Annotated in this window: 23 protein-coding genes; 8 read left to right on the top strand and 15 right to left on the bottom strand. The window is 70.9% G+C overall.

Annotation, left to right across the window (positions count from 1 at the left end; all coding sequences use genetic code 11):
- Together dnaJ and hrcA are read right to left on the bottom strand one after the other, a co-directional pair.
- Positions 1-1,146 carry a molecular chaperone DnaJ gene (gene dnaJ, locus AB0C25_RS32730; protein ID WP_357378547.1) on the bottom strand — a complete coding sequence of 382 codons (1,146 nt, stop codon included), beginning with the start codon at positions 1,144-1,146 and terminating at the stop codon, positions 1-3.
- Between the two features lie 75 nt (positions 1,147-1,221).
- Positions 1,222-2,244 carry a heat-inducible transcriptional repressor HrcA gene (hrcA, locus tag AB0C25_RS32735; protein WP_357378454.1) on the bottom strand — a complete coding sequence of 341 codons (1,023 nt, stop codon included), beginning with the start codon at positions 2,242-2,244 and terminating at the stop codon, positions 1,222-1,224.
- 166 nt (positions 2,245-2,410) lie between these two features.
- On the opposite strand from hrcA, the gene AB0C25_RS32740 reads away from it, so the two are divergent.
- Positions 2,411-3,055 (top strand): DUF4870 domain-containing protein, encoded by a 645-nt coding sequence (locus tag AB0C25_RS32740; RefSeq protein WP_357378456.1) that lies wholly within the window; start codon positions 2,411-2,413, stop codon positions 3,053-3,055.
- Between the two features lie 66 nt (positions 3,056-3,121).
- Here the strand turns inward: AB0C25_RS32740 and hemW are convergent, their stop codons facing one another.
- On the bottom strand, positions 3,122-4,345 hold the full coding sequence (gene hemW / locus AB0C25_RS32745; RefSeq protein WP_357378458.1) for a radical SAM family heme chaperone HemW: 1,224 nt from the start codon (positions 4,343-4,345) through the stop codon (positions 3,122-3,124).
- A gap of 19 nt (positions 4,346-4,364) precedes the next feature.
- On the opposite strand from hemW, the gene AB0C25_RS32750 reads away from it, so the two are divergent.
- Entirely contained in the window at positions 4,365-5,174 is an 810-nt protein-coding gene (locus AB0C25_RS32750; RefSeq protein ID WP_357378549.1) for an enoyl-CoA hydratase-related protein, read from the top strand.
- A gap of 185 nt (positions 5,175-5,359) precedes the next feature.
- Here AB0C25_RS32750 and AB0C25_RS32755 read toward each other — a convergent pair whose 3' ends face one another.
- The gene (locus AB0C25_RS32755; RefSeq protein ID WP_357378460.1) at positions 5,360-6,124 is read right to left on the bottom strand and encodes an SDR family NAD(P)-dependent oxidoreductase; all 765 of its coding nucleotides are present in this window, start codon (positions 6,122-6,124) and stop codon (positions 5,360-5,362) included.
- A 407-nt stretch (positions 6,125-6,531) separates the two neighbouring features.
- Between AB0C25_RS32755 and AB0C25_RS32760 the strand changes: the two genes are divergently transcribed.
- Together AB0C25_RS32760 and AB0C25_RS32765 are read left to right on the top strand one after the other, a co-directional pair.
- Positions 6,532-7,392 carry a hypothetical protein gene (locus AB0C25_RS32760; RefSeq protein WP_357378462.1) on the top strand — a complete coding sequence of 287 codons (861 nt, stop codon included), beginning with the start codon at positions 6,532-6,534 and terminating at the stop codon, positions 7,390-7,392.
- Positions 7,393-7,615: 223 nt separating this feature from the next.
- On the top strand, positions 7,616-8,518 hold the full coding sequence (locus AB0C25_RS32765; RefSeq protein ID WP_354979729.1) for a phytanoyl-CoA dioxygenase family protein: 903 nt from the start codon (positions 7,616-7,618) through the stop codon (positions 8,516-8,518).
- 97 nt (positions 8,519-8,615) lie between these two features.
- Here AB0C25_RS32765 and AB0C25_RS32770 read toward each other — a convergent pair whose 3' ends face one another.
- The gene (locus AB0C25_RS32770; RefSeq protein WP_357378551.1) at positions 8,616-9,236 is read right to left on the bottom strand and encodes an MOSC domain-containing protein; all 621 of its coding nucleotides are present in this window, start codon (positions 9,234-9,236) and stop codon (positions 8,616-8,618) included.
- Between the two features lie 156 nt (positions 9,237-9,392).
- Here AB0C25_RS32770 and AB0C25_RS32775 point away from each other — a divergent pair, with 156 nt between their 5' ends.
- The gene (locus tag AB0C25_RS32775; protein ID WP_357378464.1) at positions 9,393-9,872 is read left to right on the top strand and encodes a hypothetical protein; all 480 of its coding nucleotides are present in this window, start codon (positions 9,393-9,395) and stop codon (positions 9,870-9,872) included.
- Positions 9,869-10,183, top strand: a complete 315-nt coding sequence (locus AB0C25_RS32780; RefSeq protein ID WP_357378466.1) for a transcriptional regulator — start codon at positions 9,869-9,871, stop codon at positions 10,181-10,183. Before AB0C25_RS32775 ends, AB0C25_RS32780 begins: the two co-directional genes overlap by 4 nt.
- Before the next feature lie 31 nt (positions 10,184-10,214).
- On the opposite strand, the gene AB0C25_RS32785 is transcribed toward AB0C25_RS32780, so the two are convergent.
- From AB0C25_RS32785 to AB0C25_RS32815, 7 genes are all read right to left on the bottom strand, one after another.
- Entirely contained in the window at positions 10,215-11,045 is an 831-nt protein-coding gene (locus AB0C25_RS32785) for a carbohydrate ABC transporter permease (RefSeq protein WP_357244429.1), read from the bottom strand.
- Positions 11,042-12,028, bottom strand: a complete 987-nt coding sequence (locus AB0C25_RS32790; protein WP_357378468.1) for a sugar ABC transporter permease — start codon at positions 12,026-12,028, stop codon at positions 11,042-11,044. The genes AB0C25_RS32785 and AB0C25_RS32790 overlap by 4 nt, the downstream gene beginning before the upstream one ends.
- Positions 12,025-13,311, bottom strand: a complete 1,287-nt coding sequence (locus tag AB0C25_RS32795; RefSeq protein ID WP_357378470.1) for a sugar ABC transporter substrate-binding protein — start codon at positions 13,309-13,311, stop codon at positions 12,025-12,027. Before AB0C25_RS32795 ends, AB0C25_RS32790 begins: the two co-directional genes overlap by 4 nt.
- A gap of 248 nt (positions 13,312-13,559) precedes the next feature.
- On the bottom strand, positions 13,560-13,844 hold the full coding sequence (locus AB0C25_RS32800; protein WP_091410004.1) for a GlsB/YeaQ/YmgE family stress response membrane protein: 285 nt from the start codon (positions 13,842-13,844) through the stop codon (positions 13,560-13,562).
- Positions 13,845-14,527: 683 nt separating this feature from the next.
- On the bottom strand, positions 14,528-14,812 hold the full coding sequence (locus AB0C25_RS32805; RefSeq protein WP_099857898.1) for a GlsB/YeaQ/YmgE family stress response membrane protein: 285 nt from the start codon (positions 14,810-14,812) through the stop codon (positions 14,528-14,530).
- 422 nt (positions 14,813-15,234) lie between these two features.
- Positions 15,235-17,112 carry a translation elongation factor 4 gene (gene lepA / locus AB0C25_RS32810; protein ID WP_357378473.1) on the bottom strand — a complete coding sequence of 626 codons (1,878 nt, stop codon included), beginning with the start codon at positions 17,110-17,112 and terminating at the stop codon, positions 15,235-15,237.
- Positions 17,113-17,226: 114 nt separating this feature from the next.
- Positions 17,227-17,763 carry a DUF4240 domain-containing protein gene (locus AB0C25_RS32815; RefSeq protein WP_357378475.1) on the bottom strand — a complete coding sequence of 179 codons (537 nt, stop codon included), beginning with the start codon at positions 17,761-17,763 and terminating at the stop codon, positions 17,227-17,229.
- A gap of 60 nt (positions 17,764-17,823) precedes the next feature.
- On the opposite strand from AB0C25_RS32815, the gene AB0C25_RS32820 reads away from it, so the two are divergent.
- Together AB0C25_RS32820 and rpsT are read left to right on the top strand one after the other, a co-directional pair.
- Positions 17,824-18,810 carry a phosphotransferase gene (locus AB0C25_RS32820; RefSeq protein ID WP_357378477.1) on the top strand — a complete coding sequence of 329 codons (987 nt, stop codon included), beginning with the start codon at positions 17,824-17,826 and terminating at the stop codon, positions 18,808-18,810.
- 182 nt (positions 18,811-18,992) lie between these two features.
- Positions 18,993-19,259 (top strand): 30S ribosomal protein S20, encoded by a 267-nt coding sequence (gene rpsT / locus AB0C25_RS32825; RefSeq protein ID WP_357244411.1) that lies wholly within the window; start codon positions 18,993-18,995, stop codon positions 19,257-19,259.
- Between the two features lie 129 nt (positions 19,260-19,388).
- Here rpsT and AB0C25_RS32830 read toward each other — a convergent pair whose 3' ends face one another.
- The 3 genes from AB0C25_RS32830 to AB0C25_RS32840 all read right to left on the bottom strand — a co-directional run bounded on the left by AB0C25_RS32830 (position 19,389) and on the right by AB0C25_RS32840 (position 23,419).
- Positions 19,389-19,820 (bottom strand): hypothetical protein, encoded by a 432-nt coding sequence (locus AB0C25_RS32830; RefSeq protein ID WP_357378479.1) that lies wholly within the window; start codon positions 19,818-19,820, stop codon positions 19,389-19,391.
- A 5-nt stretch (positions 19,821-19,825) separates the two neighbouring features.
- A complete protein-coding gene (gene holA / locus AB0C25_RS32835; RefSeq protein WP_357378553.1) occupies positions 19,826-20,806 on the bottom strand; it encodes a DNA polymerase III subunit delta in 981 nt (326 codons plus the stop codon).
- 237 nt (positions 20,807-21,043) lie between these two features.
- The gene (locus AB0C25_RS32840) at positions 21,044-23,419 is read right to left on the bottom strand and encodes a ComEC/Rec2 family competence protein (RefSeq protein WP_357378555.1); all 2,376 of its coding nucleotides are present in this window, start codon (positions 23,417-23,419) and stop codon (positions 21,044-21,046) included.
- Positions 23,420-23,445 lie beyond the last annotated feature (26 nt).

The raw sequence follows: 23,445 nt of genomic DNA on the forward strand, positions 1-23,445 counted from the left end.
TCAGGCGTGCCCGTTGAACGCGTCGCGCATCCGGGAGAAGAAGCCGCCCTGCTTGGATAACTCGGCGACCTCCTCACCACGGGTCTTGGCGAAGTCGCGCAGCATCTTCTCCTGGTCGGGGTCGAGCTTGGTCGGGGTCCGCACGTCGAGGTGTACGTAGAGGTCGCCTCGCCCGGTGCCGCGCAGGTGTGGCACGCCCCGGTCGCGCAGTCGCAGCGTGCTGGCCGGTTGGGTGCCGGCCTTGACGTCGACCGTCTCCTCGCTGTCCAGGGTCTTGATGGTCAGGCGGGTGCCGAGCGCCGCGGCGGTCATCGGCACGGTGACCCGGCAGTGCAGGTCGTCGCCCTTGCGGGAGTAGACGTCGTGCGGCCGCTCGTGGATCTCCACGTAGAGGTCACCGGCGGTGCCGCCGCCCGGGCCAACCTCGCCCTGCTGGGCCAGCCGAATCCGCATGCCGTCCTCGACACCGGCCGGGATCTTGACGGTCAGCGAACGGCGGGTGCGCACCCGGCCGTCGCCGGCGCAGGTCGGGCAGGGGTGCGGGATGGTGGTGCCGTAGCCCTGGCACACCGTGCACGGCCGGGCGGAGACCACCTGGCCGAGGAAGGTGCGCTGCACCGACTGCACCTCGCCCCGGCCGGCGCACGCCTCGCAGGTCGCCAGGTGCGTGCCGGCGGCCGTGCCGGCGCCGGAGCAGGTGGTGCAGAGCACGGCGGTGTCGACGGTGATCGGGGCCTCGACGCCGAACGCCGTCTCGTGCAGGTCCAGTTCGAGGCGCAGGATCGCGTCGGCGCCCGGCCGGGTCCGCGGACGGGGGCCACGCGCCCCACCGGCCGCGCCACCGAAGAACGCATCCATGATGTCCTGGAAACCGACGAACGGACCGGCACCACCGGGGCCACCCGGGCCGCCGGCGCCACCGCCGCCCGGTGCGAGGGGGTCGCCACCCAGGTCGACGATCTGCCGCTTCCGGTCGTCCGAGAGGACCTCGTACGCGGCGTTGATGTCCTTGAACTTCTCCTGAGCCTCCGGGTCCGGATTGACGTCCGGGTGGAACTGGCGCGCCAACTTGCGGTAGGCGCGCTTGATCTCGTCATCGGAGGCTTCCCGGCTCACACCGAGAATGCCGTAGTAGTCCCTGGCCACTGCGTTCCGTGTCCTCATGTTCGTCTCGCGTTGTGCCGGTCGGCGGCCGCAGCCGGCCGCATCGGCCCTGACCAATCAGTTCTGGGCCAGCAACTCGCCCACGTAGCGTGCCACGGCGCGCACCGTGGCGATATTGCCGGGGTAGTCCATCCGGGTGGGACCCAGCACCCCCAGACCGCCGACGATCGTGGCGCCCGGGCCGTACCCGGTGCTGACCACCGAGGCGGCCCGCAGGTTGTCGAACTCGTTCTCGTCGCCGATCAGCACCCGGGTCGTGCTCGGCTCGGTCTCACCGATGAGCTTGAGGAGCACGACCTCCTCCTCCAGCGCCTCCAGGATCGGCCGTAGCGAACCCTGGAAGTCGAGCAGGCCGCCCCGGGTGAGGTTGGCGGTGCCGGCCAGCGCGATGCGTTCCTCGTGCCGCTCGACGAGCGTCTCCAGGAGCACCGTGGAGAGCGTGGTCATCGCCGGACGCAGCTCGGACGGCACCTCCTCGACGAGCGCCTGCACCAACGGCGGCGTGTCGGACAGCCGCGCGCCGGCGAGCTTCTCGTTGACCAGCCGGCGCAGATCGGTGACGGTGTCGGCGGGGACCGGCCCGGGCAGCTCCACCAGCCGCTGCTCCACGCGCCCGGTGTCGGCGATCATGACGAGCATCAGCCGGGTGGTGGAGATCGGCACCAGCTCCAGGTGCCGCACCGAGGAGCGGGCCAGGCTCGGGTACTGCACGACGGCCACCTGCCGGGTCAGCTGGGCGAGCAGCCGCACTGTGCGGTGCACCACGTCGTCGAGGTCGACCGCGCCGACCAGGAAGCGTTCGATGGCCCGACGTTCGGCCGGGCTGAGCGGCTTGACCCGGGACAACCTGTCGACGAAGAGTCGGTAGCCGCGGTCGGTGGGCACCCGACCGGCACTTGTGTGCGGCTGCCGGATGTAGCCCTCCTCCTCCAGCACGGCCATGTCGTTGCGGACTGTGGCCGGGGAGACCCCGAGCTGGTGCCGCTCGACCAGCGCCTTGCTGCCGACGGGCTCCTGGGTGGAGACGTAGTCCTCGACGATCGCGCGGAGCACAGCGAGTTTCCGGTCGTCGAGACCCATCCTCCGCACCTCCTGTCGCACGTCGGCCGCCAGCACCGTGGCCCCGGTCGGGCCGCCCTGGCACTCGACTGTAACGAGTGCCAGTCTACGTCGGCGTACCCGCCAGCGCGATGATCAACGGCCGCCCACTGGTGCGGCGTTGCCACGGACCCCTACCGTGACACCCATGACTGAACCTCCTCGCCCTCCCGGCGCGGGTGACCCCGGCAACTACCCGCCGGAGCCGACCTCTCCCAGCTCGTACCCGTCGGCCGAGCCACCCACCGCACCACTGTCCGGGGCGCCTGGCCCGGGCGGCTATCCCCCGGCCGGTGGCTATCCGCCGCCCACCGGTGACCAACCGCCGTCGGGCGGCTACCCTCCGGCGGGGGGCTATCCGCCGGCCGGTGGCTACCCGCCGCCCGGTGGCTACCCCGCTGGCGGATATCCGACCGGCGGCGCCTACGGCGGCCCCGGTGGCGGTTTCGCCAGTAACGAGGACAAGACCTGGGCGCTCGTCGCGCACTTCGGCGGTGCCGCCGGGATGATCCTCAGCGGCGGGGTGCTGGGCTGGATCGGCCCGCTGGTGGCGCTGCTGGCCCGCGGCAACCAGTCCCCGACGGTGCGGGCGCACGCCGCGGCGGCGCTCAACTTCCAGCTCATCTGGTCGGTCGTCGGCCTGATCGGCTGGGTGCTGTCCTGCATCCTGATCGGCTTCATCGGGGTCGGGGCGGCCATCATCCTCGGCGCCGTGTTCGGCATCATCGCTGGCATCAAGGCCAACGAGGGCCAGCTCTACCGCTACCCGCTCTCGGCCAGCTTCATCAAGTGACCCGCTCCGGCCGCTCCCCCGGCCGGTCGGTGCCCCGCTGCCCCGGTCCGGGGCGGCGGGGCTGGCTCAGGGCAGCAGGTCGCGTACGACCGCGTCGGCGAGCAGCCGCCCGCGCAGGGTGAGCACCGCCCGGCCGGCCGCGTACTCGTCGGCGGCCAGCAGGCCGCCGGCCAGCGCCCGCTCGGCGCCGGCCCGCCCGGTGGCGTCGAGCACCGCCAGCGGCAGGCCGCTGGCGAGCCGCAGCCGGAGCATCACGTCCTCCATGTGCGCCTCGTCGGCCGTGAGCACCTCCCGGGCCAGGCCGGGAGACGCGCCCGCGGCCAGCCGCTGGGCGTACGCCGTGGGGTGTTTGACGTTCCACCAGCGCACCCCGCCGACGTGGCTGTGCGCCCCCGGCCCCAGCCCCCACCAGTCCGCGCCGGTCCAGTAGAGCAGGTTGTGCCGGCACCGGGCGTCGTCGGTGCGCGCCCAGTTGGAGACCTCGTACCAGGAGAGCCCGGCCGCGTCGAGCGCGGCCTCCGCAGCCAGGTAGCGGTCCGCGGCCACGTCGTCACTGGGGTACGCCAGCTCGCCGCGCCGCATCCGGGCGGCGAGCCGGGTGCCGTCCTCGACGATCAGGGCGTACGCGCTGACGTGGTCCACCCCGGCGGCCACGACCTGCTCCAGCGAGGCGGCGAAGTCCTCGGGCCGCTCCCCCGGGGTCCCGTAGATCAGGTCCAGGTTGACGTGCTCGAACCCGGCGTCGCGGGCCTCCAGGGCGGCGGCGGTGGCCCGGCCGGCGCTGTGTTTGCGGTCCAGGATCGCCAGCACCCCCGGGGAGGCGGACTGCATGCCCAGCGAGATCCGGGTGTAGCCGGCGGACCGCAGCAGCTTCAACGACTCCGGGGTCACCGACTCCGGGTTGGCCTCGGTGGTCACCTCGACGTCGGCGGCCAGCCCCCAGGTGCGGTCGATGCCGTCGAGGATGCGGGCCAGGTCGTCGGCGGGAAGCAGGGTGGGCGTGCCGCCGCCCACGAAGACGGTGTCGACCCGGGGCGGCGGGTTGTCGCCGAGCACCCGGGCGGCGAGCGCCAGCTCGGCCAGCACGGTGTCGGCGTACCCCTCGCGGCTGGCACCGCCGCCCAGCTCGGACGCCGTGTAGGTGTTGAAGTCGCAGTAGCCGCAGCGGCTGGCACAGAACGGCACGTGCACGTACACGCCGAAGCCGCGCGCGCCGACCGCGGTGGTGGCGGTGGCGGGCAGCGATCCGTCGACGGGGACGGTCTCACCATCTGGAAGGAGGCCGGGCATGGCCACTAGTGTGCCCGGCATGACCTCTCCCGACGTCCTCGTGCGGGTCGCCACGGCCCGTGGGGTGACCACCCTCACCCTGGACAGCCCGCACAACCGCAACGCGCTCTCCACCGGCCTGATGACCCAGCTGCTGGCCGGGCTGGGCGACGCGGTCGCCGACGAGACGGTCCGGGTGATCGTGCTGGACCACACCGGCCCGGTCTTCTGCTCGGGCGCGGACCTGAAGGAGACCGCCGCGGCGTACGCCAGCGGCACGGTGCCCGCCGGGATGCTGGGTGACGTGCTGGCGGCGCTCTGGGAGTGCCCGAAGCCGGTGCTGGCCCGGGTGGGCGGGCCGGCGCGGGCCGGTGGGCTGGGCCTGATCGCCGCCGCCGACCTGGCGGTCTGCGCCGACGAGGCGACGTTCGCGTTCACCGAGGTACGGATCGGGGTGATCCCGGCGGTGATCTCGGCGACCGTGCTGCCCCGGCTGCACCCGCGCGCCGCCGCCGAGCTGTACCTGACCGGCGACACCTTCGACGGTCGACGGGCCGCCGAGATCGGCCTGGTCACGGCCAGCGTGCCGGCGGACGGGCTGGACGACGCGGTGCGGCGTTACTGCGACTCGCTGGTGCGCGGCGCGCCCGGTGCGTTGGCCGGCGCGAAGGAGTTGCTGCGCCGGCCGAGCACCGCCGAGCTGCGTGCCGAGCTGGCCCGGCTGTCCGCACTGTCGACCGGGTACTTCCTGTCCGACGAGGGACGCGAGGGGGTCACGGCCTTCCGGGAGAAACGATCGGCTCGATGGGTGGCCGCTCTGGACGGTGGTTCCGGTGATCATGCCGGGTAGGACCTGGTCGGACCGGGGGCGCTGGGAGCACGCCGGGTAGGCCTGGTTGTCCGCGCGCCCTTTGCTCTGCTTCAACCGGCGCACCACTTACGGCGTCTGAGTGTTGCGTCCGTTGAAGCAGAGCAAAGGGCCTGGATAACCGGGACGCCCCCGGTGGGATGCGGCGTCCCGGCGTCCCGGTCGCGTCACCAGGCGGTCGCGCCGCCGTCGACCGGGTAGTTCGCCCCGGTGATGTACGACGCCCGGTCGGAGGCCAGGAACACCACAAGTTCGGCGACCTCCTCGGGTTGGGCGAACCGCTTGAGCAGCGTCTTGCCGGTGATCGCGTCCCGCGCCGCCTGGTTGTCACCCAGGTCGCGCTCACTCGCCGGGCTGACGATCGGCCCCGGGCTGACCGCCACCGCACGGATCCCGTGCGGCGCGCCTTCGAGCGCGAGCTGTCGGGTCAGGCCGATGACGCCGGCGTTGGCGGCGGTGTGACCCACCATCGGCGGGACGTGACCCGCGATCATGCCGGCCATGGAGGCGGCGTTGATGATGACGCCGCCGCCCCGCTGGACCAGGTGCGGCCAGGCGAACTTCGACACGAAGTACGGAATGTCGAGTTCGCCGGTGATGGTGTACCGCCAGTCCTCGACGGAGAAGTCCGGCATCGGGCCGAAGCGGAGCGCTGCCGCATTGTTGTAGACCACGTCCAGCCCGCCGTAGGCCGCAGCGGCATCCTCGACGAACGTTCGCACCTGCTCCGGATCGCTGAGGTCGACCGGCGCGATGCCGGTCATCTCACCGCCAGCGGCACGGACGAGTTCGACCGTCCCGTCGTTGCCGGCGACCTGGATGTCGGCCCCGACGACCTTCGCGCCTTCCCGCGCGAAGATCTGCGCGGCGACGCGTCCCAGACCGCCGCCGGTGCCGGTGACGAGCACAACCTTGCCGTCGAGCGTTCCCATGGAACTCCTCCTTGCTCCGTGACCCGGCTCGGTCGGCATCGCGCACCACCACCGGACGGGCCAGCAATTGACATGTCAGTCGTCGTAACTCCTTGACCGGTCAACCACTTCCCCACTCGGTCTACGCGGTGACGCGCACGACAGGCCGGCGACCGAGGCGCCGGGCACCCGCCACCTGGCCAGCGACAACCGGCACACCACACGCTTGGATTGTCGTTGAGCCAGGGTGGGCGGGAGAGCCATCCGGGCAGGTGAGACCGCGCCCGCAGCGGGAATGTGCTCGATCGGAACGCGTCGGCGGAGCCGACCCCGAACCGGGACGGAGCCGTCGAGCCGGCCTCGAACCCGCTCGGACGGTCCGTTCGGCGCTACGGGGACGTACGCTTGGCAGACTTGTCGATCTGGGGGTGTGGGTGCGAACTCGGGCAGCCGTTGCGGGTGGAGTGGTCCTCATCCTCGTCGCCGTGATCGCGATCTGGCTCGTCGTACGGCAGGTCGGGGGCGGTCTGCAGCTGCCGCTGTCGGCACGAAAGTGCACCGTGCAGGCCGACGGCCGCGTCGCCCTGGACGCCGACCAGATGGCCAACGCGGCCACCATCGCGGCGATCGGCGCCCAGCGCGGCATGCCCGAGCGGGCCGTCGTGGTCGCGCTGGCCACGGCGTACCAGGAGTCCGGGCTGCGCAACCTCGCTGACGGCGACCGCGACTCGGTCGGCCTCTTCCAGCAGCGACCGAGTCAGGGCTGGGGCACCCCGGCGCAGATCCGCGACCCGCGCTACGCGGCCAACCGGTTCTACGCGGCGCTCAAGAAGGTCCGCGGCTGGGAGAAGATGCGGGTCACCGACGCCGCCCAGCGGGTGCAGCGCTCGGCCTTCCCGGAGGCCTACCAGAAGTGGGCCGACGACTCCGAGGTGCTCAGCCGGGCACTGATGGGCGACGCCACCGGCGCGGTCGCCTGCACGGTGGGGCGTACCCCGGTGATGCACGGGGCGGCGGCGGCCACCCAGCTCACCCGCAACCTCGTGCTGGACTGGGGGTTGAAGGGTCTCGACCCGAACGACCCGACCGGCCTGACGGTGACTGCGGGTGATCAGCGCGATGGCTGGCGGTATGCACACTGGCTGGTCTCGCACGCCCAGGACCACGGGGTGAAGCGGGTCCGCTTCGGCGACCTGGAGTGGACCGCCCGGGGCGGCACCTGGGGTCGGGTGGACGGTCAGCAGAACTCCGCCGGCCAGGTGGTGGCCGAGGTGTTCGACGAGGGCTGACCGGCCCCGGATCTCTTAACCGGCAGTCACCGCACAATCGGACAAAAACCTATAAGAACCTCTCCCGACCACGAAGATCTCACTGTACGCAGCCCTCCCGCTGCTAGGGGTTCCGGTTGGGTCCCCCACACGCAACACGCCCTCCCCGAGGCCTTGGCCACCGCGTTACGATCGGCGGCCTGTGCCAGAAAAGGTTTCACCTCATGGGGAGGGGTACGACGCGGTGTTCGATTACGGCGACCGGACCGGTTACGAACCGATCAGCGACACTGACCGCAAGGAGTTCCACGAGCAGGGCTTCCTCCTGCTGCGCAACGTCCTGACGGAGGACCACCGGGCGGCGCTGGAGGCGGCTGTCGACCGCGTCTACGCGGAGGAGCAGGCCAAGGGCACCACCAAGAAGGACGGCACCCTGCACCTGCTGGGGTTCCTGGAGCGCGACGAGCTCTTCGGCGAGCTGCTCACCCACCCGGTCGCCTTCCCGTACATGTGGGGGCTGGCCGGCTGGAACATCTACACCCACCACAACCACCTGGACGTCACCCCGCCGGCCGCCGAGCCGGAGAAGCCGTACTGGGGTTGGCACCAGGACGGGTACCGGCAGAACTCCGACCCGGAGACGATGGACCCGAACCTGCCCCGGCCGATGTTCTCGCTGAAGGTCGCGTACGTGCTGTCGGACCTCTCCGAGACCGGCCGCGGCGCCACCAAGGTCATCCCGGGCAGCCACCTGAAGAATTCGCTGCCCCGGCCGGCGGACCTCACCGTCCAGAACCCCGACCCGGAGGGCACGGTGGAGATCACCGCCAACCCGGGCGACGCCTTCATCTTCGACCGCCGGCAGTGGCACTCGCGCTCGACGAACCTGTCGACCATCACCCGCAAGATGCTCTTCGTCGGCTACACCTACCGGTGGATCCGTCCGCTGGACGAGCTGCACCCCGACGTGAACGGCGAGTGGTACCGCAACCGCACCCCCGTGCAGCGCCAGCTGATCGGTGAGGGCACCCACACCGCCAACTACTGGGGCATCAACTGGGACGGGTACGTCGACGACGAGATCCCGCTGCGCAAGGAGCTCAAGGAGCGCGGTCTGCTCGACCGCAACATCCCCTGGCTCCGCTGATCCGCTGCTCGTAGAACGGCCCTCTGCCACGCGGCAGGGGGCCGTTCCGTGTCTGCGGGGACCCGACGCTCCGGGCCCGGTCGTCGCGGCACCGCGCTCAGCCGCGGGAGGCTAGGCGGCGGCGGGCCTTCTCCCGGATCGGTTCCGGCAGGTCCTCCGCTTCGAGCAGCCGGGGCAGCAGCTCCGGCTCCAAGCTGGTGGCCCGGAACACCTCGCCGATCGTCACACCGTGCGCGGGCCGCTCCACCACCTCGACCGGGTCACCCGGGCCGACCTCGCCCTCGCGCAGCACCCGTAGGTAGGCGCCGGGCATCGCCCGCGCGGTGAACCGCTTGATCAGATCCGGTACGCCCCAGAACCCCGCGAACGTCGTGCAGGGCGTCCGCGGCTTGGTGACCTGGAGCAGGGCGGAACCGACCTGCCACTGCTCGCCGATCACCGCGCCGGTCACGTCGACCGCGTAGGTGGACAGGTTCTCCCCGAAACCACCGGGCCGTATGTCGCGGCCCAACTCGGCCGCCCACCAGGCGGCGTCCTCCTCCGCGTAGGCGTAGACCGCCTGGTCCGGACCACCGTGATGGGCTCGCTCGCCGATGAAGTCACCGACCACCCCGTCGGCGCGGATCAGCACCGGGCCGTCCACCGGCCGCTTGTCGATGCCGCTGCGACCGCTCGCGTCGCCGGCCCACTGCGCCTCGGTCACGATGCCCAGGTTCATCGCCGCCACTCTGCCCGTCATGACCGTCAGCTTATCGACGCGTCGATGTCCGGAGGCACCACCGCACTCCCGATGAGGAAAGTACTTTCCTATTGCGCAGCAGGATGCTTTACTTGCCTAACAGGAAAGTTCTTGCCTTATTCTCAAGGAGCAGCCATGACCGACTCTGGCGCCACTCCCGCATCCGCCGCCGACGCGCTCGTCGAGATCCACGCCCGCCGCAACCAGGTGGTCACCGCCACCCTCGTTCCCCACTGGTACTGGCCTGCGGTGGGTGGGCTCATCGTCGCCTTCACCGCCGCCGTGGAGACCCGCCGGCCGTGGGTGGTCGCGGTCGGATCGGTGGCGTACGTGATCGGCCTGGCCGCCGCCGTGGGCCGAGTCGTGCTGCGGCACCGGGCCCAGGTCCGCACCAGCCTCATCGGTGCGCACGGCGCGATCACCATCGTCGGGTACGTGCTCATTCTGGTCGCGCTCGGCCTCGGCACCGGCTTCGCCGCCGAGGCAGCCGGCCTGGCCTGGCCGTCGACGATCGGCGCGATCACCACCGCCGGGGCGATGACCGCCACCGGGCCGCCGCTGATGCGTTACCTTCGCCGGGTGATGATCACCCGACCGCTTGGCGGCAGCCGGTGAGCGCGCCCCGGTTCGACGAGCTGATCCACGCGCCGACCCGGCTGTCCCTGGTGAGCCTGCTCGCGGCCACCGAGTGGGCGGAGTTCCGCTACCTGCGCGAGCAACTCGAGCTCTCCGACTCGGCGCTGTCCAAGCAGCTCAGCACGCTGGAGCAGGCCGGATACGTGGAAATCCACAAAAGCTTCGTGGGCAAGCGACCGCGCACCTCGGTGACCCTGAGCAGGGCCGGACGGGCGGCGTTCGACGGGCACGTGGCGGCGTTACAGGACATCGTCGCCCGATCGGGGCTCACCGTCCTGCCTGGCGGCTGACCACCGGCCCGGCGGTCGCCCGCCGGGCCGGTCAGCCCTTGACGGCGCCGGCCACCAGGCCGGAGACCATCCGACGCTGCACCAGCAGGAAGAAGATGATGACCGGCAGGGTGAACAGGGTGGACGCGGCCATCACCGGACCCCAGTTGGTGTCGTCGCGGCCGAAGAAGAACGTCATCGCCACCGGCAGCGTGTAGCTCCCCTGGTCGTTGATGAACGTCAACGCGAAGATCAGCTCGTTCCACGCGGTGATGAAGGAGAAGATGCTGGTGGCAACCAGTCCGGGCGCGACAAGCGGGAAGAGGATCCGCCGGAACATCTGGGCCCGGCTCGCCCCGTCGATGGCCGCCGCCTCCTCCAGTTCCTTGGGCACCGCGGCGACGAAGCCGCGCAGCATCCAGACCGCGAACGGCAGCGAGAAACCGAGGTACGTGAGGATCAGGCTGGGCAGGGTGTTGTAGAGCCCCAGCCGTTGGATCATCAGGAACAGCGGGATGACCAGCGCCTCCAGCGGGATCATCTGCACCACCAGCAGCATGATCAGGAAGCTGGTCCGCAGCTTGAAGCGGAACCGCGCCACCGCGGTCGCGGCCAGCAACGCGACCAGGCCACTGAGCACCACCGTGGAGACCGCGACCAGCGCGCTGTTGAGGAAGAAGTCGAAGAAGCTCACGCCGGGGATCAGGTTGCCGGTCAGGATCTCCCGGTAGTGCGCCAGCGTCGGGTGGGTCGGCACCGGCTGCGGGGTGGCCGAGAAGATCTCGTTGCTGGGCTTCAGCGAGGTCGAGATCATCCAGTAGACCGGGAACGCCGCGAAGAGCGCGACCAGCAGCCCGGCGGCGTTGAGGGCCACCTTCTTCACGACTCGTCCTCCTGCCTGAGCACCATCCGTACGTAGAAGCCGGTCACCACGAGCAGGATCAGCGTGAGGATCACCGCGACGGCCGCGCCGAGTCCGTACTTCGGCGGCGGGGAGAAGGCTTCGGCGTACGAGTAGATGGCGAGCATGAACGTCGGCCGGTCCTGGGTGCCGCCGGCCAGGACGAACTGCTGGGTGAAAACCTTGAAGTCCCAGATGGTGGAGAGCACGATCAGGATCCCGAAGACCGGCCGCAGCAGCGGGAAGGTGATCTTCCAGAAGACCCGCCACGGGCTGGCGCCGTCCACCCGGGCCGCCTCGTGCAGCTCACTCGGCACGCTCTTCAGACCGGCGAGCACACTCACCGCGATGAACGGGAACGAGTGCCAGACCACCACCAGGGTGAGGATGGCAAAGAACAGCAGCGGCGAGTTGAACCAGCCGTAGCCGGTCCAGTCACTGCGCCCGAACAGGCTGTCGGAGAGCCCGTCGGGCAACGCGTTGAACAACCACGTGACCAGGCCGCTCGTGTCGTCGAAGATCCACTTCCACACGATGGTGCCGGTCAGCGCCGGCGTGGCCCAGGCGAGCATCACGCAACTGGCCACAAAGGTCGCCATCTTGCGGCCGAGCCGGTTGAGCAGCAGCCCGACAAGCGTGCCGAGGACCATGGTGAGCAGCACGTTCGCCGCGGCGAACAGGACCGTGTTGCGCAGCACGGTCAGGAAGAACGGATCGGAGAGGATGTCGGCGTAGTTGCCCAGCCCCACCCACGGCCATTCCCGGTCGCCGCGCAACTGCCGGACGCTGTTCAGGCGGTAGAAGGACATCACCACGACCTGGCCGAGCGGCCAGAGCAGCAGCACCCCGATGATCAGCAGGGCGGGCAGGAGCAGCAGGTAGGGCAGGCGGTCCACCCGGCGACGCCGCCGCGCTGGGGTCTCCCGCGCGGCGGCCGTCTCCGGGGGTTTTGTCTGTGCGCTCACTTGCTGTTCAAAATGCCTTCCATCTCACCGGCCGCGTCGGCGGTAGCCTTCTCGACCGTCTTCTGACCCTTCATGACCGAGCTGTTCATCGCCTGGGTCACCGTCTTGGTACGGCTGACCTCGACCCACTTCGGGGTGAGCGGCGTGAGCTTGGTGTTCTGCATGGTGGTGGCGAACGCCGCCATCACCTTGTCGTTGGCGTACGTGTCACTGGCGACCAGATCCTTGTAGACCGGGAAGAAGCCGAGGCTGCTCGCGAAGCTCTGCGAGTTCTTCTTGTTCAGCAGCACGGTCAGGTAGTCCCAGGCCAGGTCCTGCCGCTCGCTGTCCTTCCAGATCGCCACGTCCGAGCCACCGGCGAACCCGGGCGCCGCCTTGCCGTCCGGGCCGGGGATCGGGAACGTACCCCAGACCTTCTCGATCTCGGGGTTGTCCTTCTTGATGGCGCCCTGCTGCCAGCTGCCGGCGAACGCCATCGCGGCCTTGCCGGTGGCGAACTGCGTGCGCGCGTCGATCTCGTTCCAGCCCGCCGCCGCCGGCGGGGCCACCTTGTGCACGGTCACCAGGTCGGTCCAGAACTTGACCGCCCGCTGCGCCTCCGGCGTGGTGTAGCCGGACTTCCAGGTGCCGCCCTGGTTGCTGGCGATCTCGCCGCCGGCTCCCCAGAGGAAGGAGTAGAACGGCAGCTCGGAGTTGCCCGGCAGGGCGATGCCGTAGGTGCCCTTCTTCTTCGCCTGCACGGCCTTGGCCACGGTGACCAGGTCGTCCCAGGTCTTCGGGGGCTGCACGCCGGCCTCGGCGAACCAGTCGGTGCGGTAGTAGATCGCACGCACACCCGCGTACCAGGGCACGCCGTACTGCTTGCCGTCGAGTTGGGCGTTGCGCACCAGGTCGGGCAGCAGGTCCTTGCCGTCGGCCCAGCCGCCCATCCGACCGCTGACGTCGGCGAGCGCCTCCTGGGCAGCCCACCCCTGAGTCTCGGTGTTGCCCAGCTCGGTGATGTCCGGTCCCTCGCCACCGGCGAGCGCGGCCTGGAACTTCTTGGGCGCTTCGAGCCAGGGAATGTACTGCACCACCACGTCGGTGTCGGGGTGCTTCTGGCGGAACTCGGTCTCGACGGAATCGAGGAAGGCGTTCTGCGCGTCGCCGCCCTCGCCCATCATCCAGACCGTGAGCTTGCTGTCGTCGGCCGCGTCCTCACCGGAACCGCCGCAGCCGGTCAGCACCATCGCGGCCGAGGCCACCATGGCGGTGACCGGGGCCAACCGCTTCCACCTGTTCACGCCACTTCTCCCCTCACGCCGCCTGGAACTAACCTTCTCCGCCGCACCCTAGTACGAAGAATTCCTTTACGACAGTGGGCAGAACCGATCGAAGCGAGGCGACGGTATCGCAACGGCCCGACGACCGATGCGCTGACATCGGGCTGAAGTCGGGCACATCGCACGAAAAAGCGCCCGGCTCTCGGCCGGGCGCTCCTTCAGTCGCGCTGTCCTACGGTGGCGCAGTGGCGCCAGGTGTTGCCAGGTCGTTATCGGGTGACGCTGCGGCGGCGACCCACACCGGCCACCAGCGCGACCGCGATCGCGGCCACCACGACCTGCACCAGCAACTCGGCCCAGTCGATACCGCTCGTCTCGGTCGCGATACCGATGGCCCGCGCCAGAACGGTGCCCAGCAGAGCCGCACCGACACCAATCAGCAGGTGCAGCCAGATCGGCATGTTCTGCCGGCCCGGAACAACCAGGCGGCCGAGCGCGCCGACGATGAGACCAACAACGATCGCAGTGATGATGCCCCACACGGTGAGCTCCACGGCCACCCTCCTTCAAAAGAATGTTCGACACACAAGGTGCGCTTCCTGTCGTGACCACTGATTGCCCGACCCAACGAAATTCCAAACCGACTTCGCCCACCAGACGATCACGACTTGGTTGTCAGGCACACGTTCTACCCGCGCACCCCGCCAGCCCACCCACGCGCCGGGGCCACGCGGCCGCCGGCCACCAAGCCGCCAAGCCGCCAAGCCCGCAACGCCACCAGGCTCCCCCGCAGGCCGGGCCGCAGCGCCACCGGCCACCAAGCTGGCAAGCCCGCAACGCCACCAGGCTCCCCCGCAGGCCGGGCCGCAGCGCCACCGGCCACCAAGCTGACAAGCCCGCAACGCCGCCAGGCCGCCGGCCGCCAGGCCCGGAGGGCCGCCAGGCCCCTGCCGCCCGGACATGGGCGGCCAGTCCGGACCCCGCAACTGCCGGCCGCATAGCGCCTGGCGTCGCGAGGCCGCATGATCCACTCGGTTTCCTTGATGCCGCGGCATCACACCCGCCGGGACACCGCGACATCAAGGAAACCGAGTGGATCTCCGCCGCCGCCAGGCGCCGCGACACCCTCACGCGATACAGACGAACGACCACCGCAACGGCAGACGCCGACGGGCGCCCAGCCTGTTGGCCGGGCGCCCGTCGAAGATGCTGCGTATTGCGGGGGTTGGTGCTGGTGTTACCGGGTTACGCGGCGGCGGCCACCCACACCGGCCACCAGCGCGACCGCGATCGCGGCCACCACGACCTGCACCAGCAACTCGGCCCAGTCGATACCGCTCGTCTCGGTCGCGATACCGATGGCCCGCGCCAGCACGGTGCCCAGCAGAGCCGCACCGACACCAATCAGCAGGTGCAGCCAGATCGGCATGTTCTGCCGGCCCGGAACAACCAGGCGGCCGAGCGCGCCGACGATGAGACCAACAACGATCGCAGTGATGATGCCCCACACGGTGAGCTCCACGGCCACCCTCCTTCAAAAGAATGTTCGACACACAAGGTGCGCTTCCTGTCGTGACCACTAATTGCCCGACCCGTCGAAAGCCCAAACCGACTCACCTCAAGAGACAGCGCCAATCGTCTATGTCTGGGAGTTGCGTCGGTTGGCGCGGAGCCGCGTCCACACAGGTGGGGGCCCGTTTCGCCGACCCGAGCACCCCACGACGACGGCCAGAAAAATTTCCGTCCCGGCGGTCACCGCACCGCACCCGGTACACCAACGGGCGACCACCAGATCCCCGAGGAGGCAACCGGAACGGCACACCCGCCGAGGCGGGGAAGACGAGACAGGAGAGACGAGACAGGCCCCACACCCACAGCGGAGGACACCACCGAACACGAACGCGCCCGGGCGCACAGGGCACCCGGGCGCGTACGAAGCGCTACCTACTTCTTTCCGGCGGCCTTGCCGTCGCCGGAGTCGGAGGAGAGGGCGGCGATGAAGGCCTCCTGCGGCACCTCGACGCGGCCGACCATCTTCATCCGCTTCTTGCCTTCCTTCTGCTTCTCCAGCAGCTTGCGCTTACGGCTGATGTCACCGCCGTAGCACTTGGCGAGCACGTCCTTGCGGATCGCCCGAATGGTCTCCCGGGCGATGACCCGGCTGCCGATGGCCGCCTGGATCGGCACCTCGAACTGCTGGCGCGGGATCAGCGTACGAAGCTTGGCGGCGATGCTGACGCCGTAGTTGTACGCCTTGTCCTTGTGCACGATGGCGCTGAACGCGTCCACCGGCTCGCCGTGCAGCAGGATGTCCACCTTCACCAGGTCGGACGCCTGCTCGCCGGAGGGCTCGTAGTCGAGCGAGGCATAACCCTTGGTTCGGCTCTTCAACTGGTCGAAGAAGTCGTAGATGATCTCCGCGAGAGGCAGCGTGTAGCGCAGCTCGACCCGGTCGGCGGACAGGTAGTCCATGCCCAGCAGGGTGCCGCGGCGGCCCTGGCAGAGCTCCATCACCGCACCCACGTAGTCGTTGGGCGTCAGCACGGTGGCCCGCACGACCGGCTCGTACACCTCGGCGATCTTGCCGCTGGGGTACTCGCTGGGGTTGGTGACCACGATCTCGGCGCCGTCGTCGGTGATCGCCCGGTACACCACGTTGGGCGCGGTGGAGATCAGGTCGAGGTTGTACTCGCGCTCCAGCCGCTCCCGGATGATCTCCAGGTGGAGCAGGCCGAGGAAGCCGCAGCGGAAGCCGAACCCGAGCGCACCGGAGGTCTCCGGCTCGTAGTCCAGGGCGGCGTCGTTGAGCTTGAGCTTGTCCAGCGCCTCACGCAGGTTGGGGTAGTCGGACCCGTCGATCGGGTAGAGCCCGGAGTAGACCATCGGCTTCGGGTCCTTGTAGCCACCCAGTGCCTCGGCCGCCGGCCGGCTGTTGATGGTGACCGTGTCACCGACCCGGGACTGCCGGACGTCCTTCACACCGGTGATCAGGTAGCCGACCTCGCCGACGCCGAGCGCCTCGGCCTTGACCATCTCGGGCGAGATGACGCCGATCTCCAGCAGCTCGTGCACCGCGCCGGTGGACATCATCTTGATCCGGTCCCGGGCGCTGATCCGGCCGTCGATGACCCGGACGTACGTGACGACACCGCGGTAGACGTCGTACACCGAATCGAAGATCATCGCCCGGGCGGGCGCCACTGCGTCGCCGACCGGCGGGATGAACTGCCGGACGATCTCGTCGAGCAGGTACGGGACGCCCTCGCCGGTCTTGCCGGAGACCCGGATGCAGTCGGCGGGGTCGCCGCCGATCAGGTGGGCCAGTTCCTCGGCGTACTTCTCCGGCTGGGCGGCCGGCAGGTCGATCTTGTTGAGCACCGGGATGATGCGCAGGTCGTTTTCCAGCGCCAGGTAGAGGTTGGCCAGGGTCTGCGCCTCGATACCCTGCGCCGCGTCGACAAGCAGCACGGCACCCTCGCAGGCGGCCAGCGACCGGGACACCTCGTAGGTGAAGTCGACGTGCCCCGGGGTGTCGATCATGTTGAGCACCGCGTGCTCGCCGGCCCGCTCACCCTCGCGGATGGTCCACGGCATGCGGACGGCCTGGCTCTTGATGGTGATGCCGCGCTCGCGCTCGATGTCCATCCGGTCCAGGTACTGGGCGCGCATCTGCCGGGGGTCGACCACACCGGTGAGCTGCAGCATCCGGTCGGCCAGGGTCGACTTTCCGTGGTCGATGTGGGCGATGATGCCGAAGTTCCGGATGCGACCGGGGTCGGTGGAACCAGGAGCATTCGCGCCGGGATCGAGCTTCGGTGGCACAGCGGTCCGTTCTGGTCGGCTGACGTGAACAGGCCGGCGCGCCGCCGACCCCCTCTATGTTCCCACGCCGCCGGGGTGCGCCCGCTGCGCGGGCGACGGATCGGCCCGCGGCCCTCACTCCAGCGGCGGCTCGACGAAGAGCGCGGCGAGTCGCGGCAACCGACGACGCGCCTCCTCCTCGTCGTCGAAGTCCCAGAAGTCGTTGAGGTCCGGCGTCCGCACCGGGTCGCGGTCCGCCGGCAACTCGGCCGCGGTGGCCTTCCGGTACGCGTCCCACGGCACCGACAGCATCTGCTCGGCGGAGAACTCCTCGCCGCTGAGCGAGGCCGCCCGCACCTGGGGCAATTCGGCAAGGGAGTCCGGTTCGGTGACCGCCCGGGCGAAGACCGCCCGTCCCTGGGTCATCAGCCAGCCCCGGAAATGCTCGAAGCCGTCGGCCGAGGCACCACCGTTGATCAGGTACGCCGCGCCCCACAGGTCCGCCTTGTGCGAGGCGGCCAGCACCCGCGTCTGGTGCCGGGCGTACCCGACGATGTCCTCCGGATCGCGCGCGGCGAGCAGCGCGACGGCCCGCGCGGCGACCGGCCCGGGCTCTCCCCCACCGCCGGCCCGGGCCTCGTCGATCAACTGCCAGAAGTCCTCGGTCCTCATGGCTTGGCAGTCTCGCAGTGTCGCCGTGCGTCGCGCTCGTACCCCGGGCAGCATGGTGTGGTGTCCCCTCCCCCGCTGCCGCCGGTGCCGTACCACGCGAGCGCGCTGCGTCCGTCCTGGCCGGCGTTGCCGGCGGCGCTGCGGGCCGCGGTCAGCGACCGCCTCGGCGCGCCGGTCGTCACCGCCCGGGTCGCGGGCGCGGGCTTCACCCGCGGCTTCGCCGCCGTGCTCGACACCGCCGACGGTGGCCGGGCCTTCGTGAAGGCGGCACCCGCCGCCGAGCAACCGCATCTGGTCGACTGGTACGCCCGAGAGGCCGCGATCCTCGACCGGCTGCCGGCCGCCCTGCCGGCGCCCCGCCCCCGGTGGACCCTCTCCGCGGCCGGCTGGTTCGTGCTGTGCACCGACGCCGTCGACGGGCACACCCCGCGCCTGCCCTGGGTGCCCGCCGAGTTGGACGCCACCCTCGCCGGGTACGCGCGGGTCGCCGCCGCCCTGGCCGACCCGCCGGCCGAGCTGACCGCGCTCGGCCTGCCGCACCTGGCCGACCTGGCCCGCTCGGACATCCTCTGGTGGGAGGAGGTCGCCGCCGGCCGCGAACCGATCCCACCACTGCCCGCCCCGATGCGGGGCCGACTACCCGAGCTGGTGGAGTTGGAATCCCTCCTCCCCCGGTACGCCGCCGGCACGACCGGCCTGATCCACGGCGACCTGCGGGTCGACAACGTGCTGATCGGCGCGGACGGTCGAGCCTGGTTCTGCGACTGGACCTGGGTCTGCTCCGGGCCTGCCTGGTTCGACCTGGCCGGCCTGCTGCTCACCGCGTACGCCAGCGGACTGGACGCGGACCGGCTCTTCGCCGCGCACCCGGCGGCGGCGGGCGCACCCCCGGACGCGCTGGACGCCACCCTGGCCGCACTGGCCGGCTACTACCTCACCGGCGCCGCGGCGGCACCCCCGACCGCCTCGCCGCACCTGCCCGCCCACCAGCGGTGGAGCGGTGAGCAGTCGCTCGACTGGCTGGCTCACCGTCAGGGCTGGCGGTGAGCCGTCGCGACGGCTGGGGCGTAGGCTGGTTCCCGACGGGCCAGGTCCGTCCGCACGAGGACCGGGCCGTTTTGGCTCGTCCCCGGGCGACCTGGTAACCTGGTTCTTCGCGCAGCGATGACGCATGTTCGTCATCACGCGCATAAGCTGACCAACCCGAGCTATCAAGACGAGGCTGTCGCGTGGCGAACATCAAGTCCCAGATCAAGCGCAACCGGCAGAACGAGAAGGCCCGGCTGCGCAACAAGTCGGTCAAGTCGTCGCTGAAGACCGCCGTCCGGAAGTTCAACGAGGCTGCCGAGGCCGGTGACGTCGAGAAGGCCACCGCGCTGATGCTGGACGCCTCTCGCAAGCTGGACAAGGCCGTCAGCAAGGGCGTGATCCACTCCAACCAGGCCGCGAACCGCAAGTCCGCGATCGCAAAGCGCGTGGTGTCGCTCTCCGCCTGACGACTTCACCGTCAGACTGATTCGGAAAGCCCCGGGCATCAGCCCGGGGCTTCCGTGTGTCCATACCAGCTGGCCGGATTGAGATCTTGGAAGGAAAGTGCCCCTGGAGGGGCCGTTTCGCTCCAAGATCTACTGCGTCTGAGCTGGTGGGCGCTTCGGCGCATCGGTGCGCGGAGGAGTGGACGCGTCCATTGCCACGACGACCCCGGTCACGCTGTGCGAGATCCACTCCACCTGGGCTCGCCCGACCGCGGGTTCCATCTGCCGGCGAAACCGGTCCCGTTCCTGCTCCGGCACGAGCGCGGCCGACCGGACCACGACCGCGGCCACCATGTCGTTGAGCTTGACCATGGCCGCCACCACGGCGGGCAGCACCAGCACCGCCCACCAGCTGACCAGTTCGGCGAGGGCGAGCAGCACCGCCAGGGCGATGGCGCCCTCGAAGAAGAGGAAGCACAGCACTCCGCCGGGATTGACGAACCGCAGGCCGAGGAGTCGGGCGTAGAGCGGCCGGTACCGCTCCTCACCCACTCCGATGGTGGCCCACGCTGGGCGGTTCACACCCGTCACCTGGTGCTGCCCTGCCGGGCCGCCGCGACCGAGAAGACAGCGCGTTCCAGGGCGTACGCCCGGTCGTCGGAGCCCCCCTTGACTGCCGCGTTGCACTCGGCGGCGACCTGCATGGCCCGGACCAGGCCCTCCGGTGTCCAGCCCCGCCCCTGCCGCTGCGCGCGCTCGATCTTCCAGGCGGGCATTCCGAGGCTGCTGGCGAGCTGGTACGCGTTACCCCGCCCGGCCGACGCCACCCGGGCGACCGTGCGTACCCCGTCGGCCAGGGCGTCGGCGATGGGTACCGGGTCGACCCCGACATGCAGGGCCCAGCGCAGCGCCTCCAGTGCCCCCGGCACGTCACCGACCATGGTGGCGTCCGCCACGGTGAAGCCGGTCACCTCGACCCGACCTCGGTAGTAACGGGCGACCGCGTCGGCGCTGATCCGTCCGTCGGTGTCGGCGACCAGTTGGGAGCAGGCGGCGGCCAGCTCGCGCAGGTCGTTGCCGATCGCGGCGATGAGCGCCTCGGCGGCGTCGTCGGTGCACTTCCCGCCAGCTCGGCGGATCTCGTCCCGGACGAAGGCCACCCGGTCGCGGTGCCCCTTGAGTTTGGTCGCCGGGATCACCGTGGCGCCGGCCGCACGCAGCCCGTCGGCGAACGCCTTGCCCTTGGCGCCGCCCAGATGCAGCACCAGGAGTTGGACGTCCGGGTCGGGATTCTTCGCGTACGCCAGGAGCGCGGCGACCAGGTCCTTGCGGGCGTCCTGGCCGGAGCGCAGGACCAACAGCCGCCGCCCGCCGAACAGCGAAGGGCTGAGCATCTCGGCGATCTCGCCGACGGTGAGCGCGCTCGCCTGGTATTCGCGCACGTCCACCTCGGGGTCGACGCCGCGAACCTTCGCGACAGCTTCGGTGACCGCGCGCGTGGCGAGTAACTCCTCGTCACCGAGGACGAGCAGAATGGGGGCGAGGTCGGCGGCGGTCACGCCGCCCATATTCGCACGGCCGGCGTCGGGATCATGCCTGCTCATTCGCTGCTTGGTCGGCGCAGCCCGCACTCAGCGCAAATCCAGACATCCAAGTCAATTTTCCCTTTTGGCCGCAAGTCGCCCGACTAATCGGAGACTCGTTCGTGATCCACGGGGCGTCAAGGAAGCCGGGGTGTCGGACCGCCGCTGATACCCCGAGGTCAGCGATCCCGAGTCGATCAGCGAGTGGACGGTCAGCGCGGTTCACTGCCCCCTGCCGGCGGGCACGCCTCGCCGGGCTACCGCCAGACCCTCGCCCGTACGGACCGCGGCCACATCGCCGTCCGTGTCGGTGCGCAGCACCCGGGTGCCGCTCCTGCTCAGCCGGGCGAGCAGCCCCGGGTTCGGGTGGCCGTAGGTGTTGCCGCTGCCCACCGGCACCAGGGCGACGGCGGGTCTCACCGCGTCGAGGAAGCTCGGGTCCTGGTACGCCGACCCGTGATGCGCGACCTTCAACACGTCCGCCCGCAACTGGCCGGGCGTGGTCCGCGTCAGCAACGCGTGCTGCTCCTCGGTCTCGGCGTCCCCGGGCAGCAGAATCCGCACTCCGCCCACCGTGGCGCGCAACACCAGCGAGTTGTTGTTCGGGTCGGACCTCGTCCCGGCCAGCGGGTACGGCGGACCGAGCACCAGCAGGTCGACACCCCCGATCGGGTGGCGCGCGCCGGCCACGGTGGTGAGCAGCGCGGCCCGCCCGACAGTCGCCGCCTCCCGGACCAGGTCCCGGCCGCTCTCCGGATCCGTCGAGGACGGCACCAACACGGCGCCCACCCGTCGCCCCCGGAACACCCCGGCCACTCCACCCACGTGGTCGGCGTGGAAGTGGCTGACCACCAGCAGTGGCACCTCGCGTACGCCGAGTCGACGCAGACAACCGTCCACCGCGCTCGGCTCCGGCCCGGCGTCGATCACCACCGCCCGACCGGGAGCGACCGGCAGCACCACGGCGTCGCCCTGGCCGACCGCGCAGACCACCACGACCCAACCCGGCGGCGGCCAGCCGGCGAACACCAACCGCACCGGAAGCGCGCCGAGCACCGAGGCCACGCCAACCACTGCCACCAGCCGGCGCACGAGGGGCCGTCGCACCGCGACCAGCAGCGCGACGGTCAACACCGTCAGCAGCAGGGCGCCCGGCAACCCACCCGGCCAGGGCAGGGTGCCGCCCGGCAACCGCGCGCCCTGGCGGGCGATGACCACCAGCCACCAGGCCGGCCAACTCGCCAGCCATGCGACGAACTCGGCACCCGGCGACCAGATCGGCGACACCATCGCCGCGAGCACGCCCAGTACGGTCGCGGGCGCGATGGCCGGCACCGCGAGCAGGTTGGCCGGCACCGCGACCAGGCTGACCGTGCCGGAGATCCCGGCGACGACCGGCCCGCAGGCCAGTTGCGCGGCCGCCGGCACGGCCAGCGCCTCCGCCAGGCCGGGCGGCACGCCCCGCCGACGCAACCCGTCCCGCCAGGGGGTGGCGAGCAGCAACAGGCCACCGGTGGCAAGCACGGAGAGCGCGAACCCGGGATCCCCGGCCAACTCCGGGTCCACCAGCACCAGGACGGTGACGGCGGCGGCCAACGCGGGCAGTGCGGCGCGGGGACGACCGGCGGCCAGCGCGGCGAGCCCGATCACCCCCATCGTCGCGGCTCGTACCACGCTCGGTGACGGGCGGACCAGAATGACGAAGCCCACAAGCGCGACCCCGCAGAGCCCGACGGCGAGCCACGGACCGGCCCGCCCCCAGCGGGCCAGCAACAACACCGCACCCACCACAATAGCGACATTGCTCCCAGAAACGGCATTGAGGTGTGTCATCCCGGTGGCCTGGAAGTCCTCCTCGACGGAGGGCGGCAGTCGGCTGGTGTCCCCCACGACCAGTCCCGGCAGCAGCCCGCCCGGGTCGTCGGGCAGCGGCGCGCAGGCCCGTTGCAGGCCGGCACGCAGGGTGCCGGCGGCGCGCTGCGGCCAGGAGGACGTGCCGTGCCGCTCGGGCGGATCGTTGGTGCTGAGCACCGCCGCGGTGAGGTCACCACCGCGGGGGACGCCGAGTCGCCCCTCGACGGTGACGCGCTGCCCGGGCAGCAGCCCACGCCAGGCCGGGTCGGTGGCCAGCACGAGCAGCCGTACCGACGCGCGGAGCCGGTGACCGTCCGGGCCGGTGAGCCGGACCAGCTCGCTCGGCACCAGCAGCATCCCCGGCCGACCGGCAGAGCGGATCGGGCGTGGATCGTCGCGGACAACCACCTCAGCGGTGACCGGTGCACGCTGCTCGGCCAGGGCACGGATCGGTGGCGTGTCCCGGATGGCGAGCCGGGCCGCGGTGGCCGCCCCGGCGCAGACCACACCGAGGCCGACCGCGACGGCGATCCAGCCGTGACGGCGCGCGGCGGCCCGGGGACGGCCGAGGCGATCGAGCAGATGCAGGGCGCCGCAGGTGCTAAGGACGGCCGCGACGCCGGCCACCAGCAGAAGCGATCGGGTGCCGAGATGCAGGCCGGCGAGCGCGGTGAGCCAGGCGGCCACGGCCAGCCCGGCGAGCCGCAGATCCGGTGCCGAGGTCTGGTGCTGGGCGTCGCTCAACCCATCGGCGGGCGGGGACGGGTTGC

The sequence above is a fragment of the Micromonospora sp. NPDC048839 genome (assembly GCF_040649915.1).
Taxonomy (GTDB): Bacteria; Actinomycetota; Actinomycetes; order Mycobacteriales; family Micromonosporaceae; genus Micromonospora.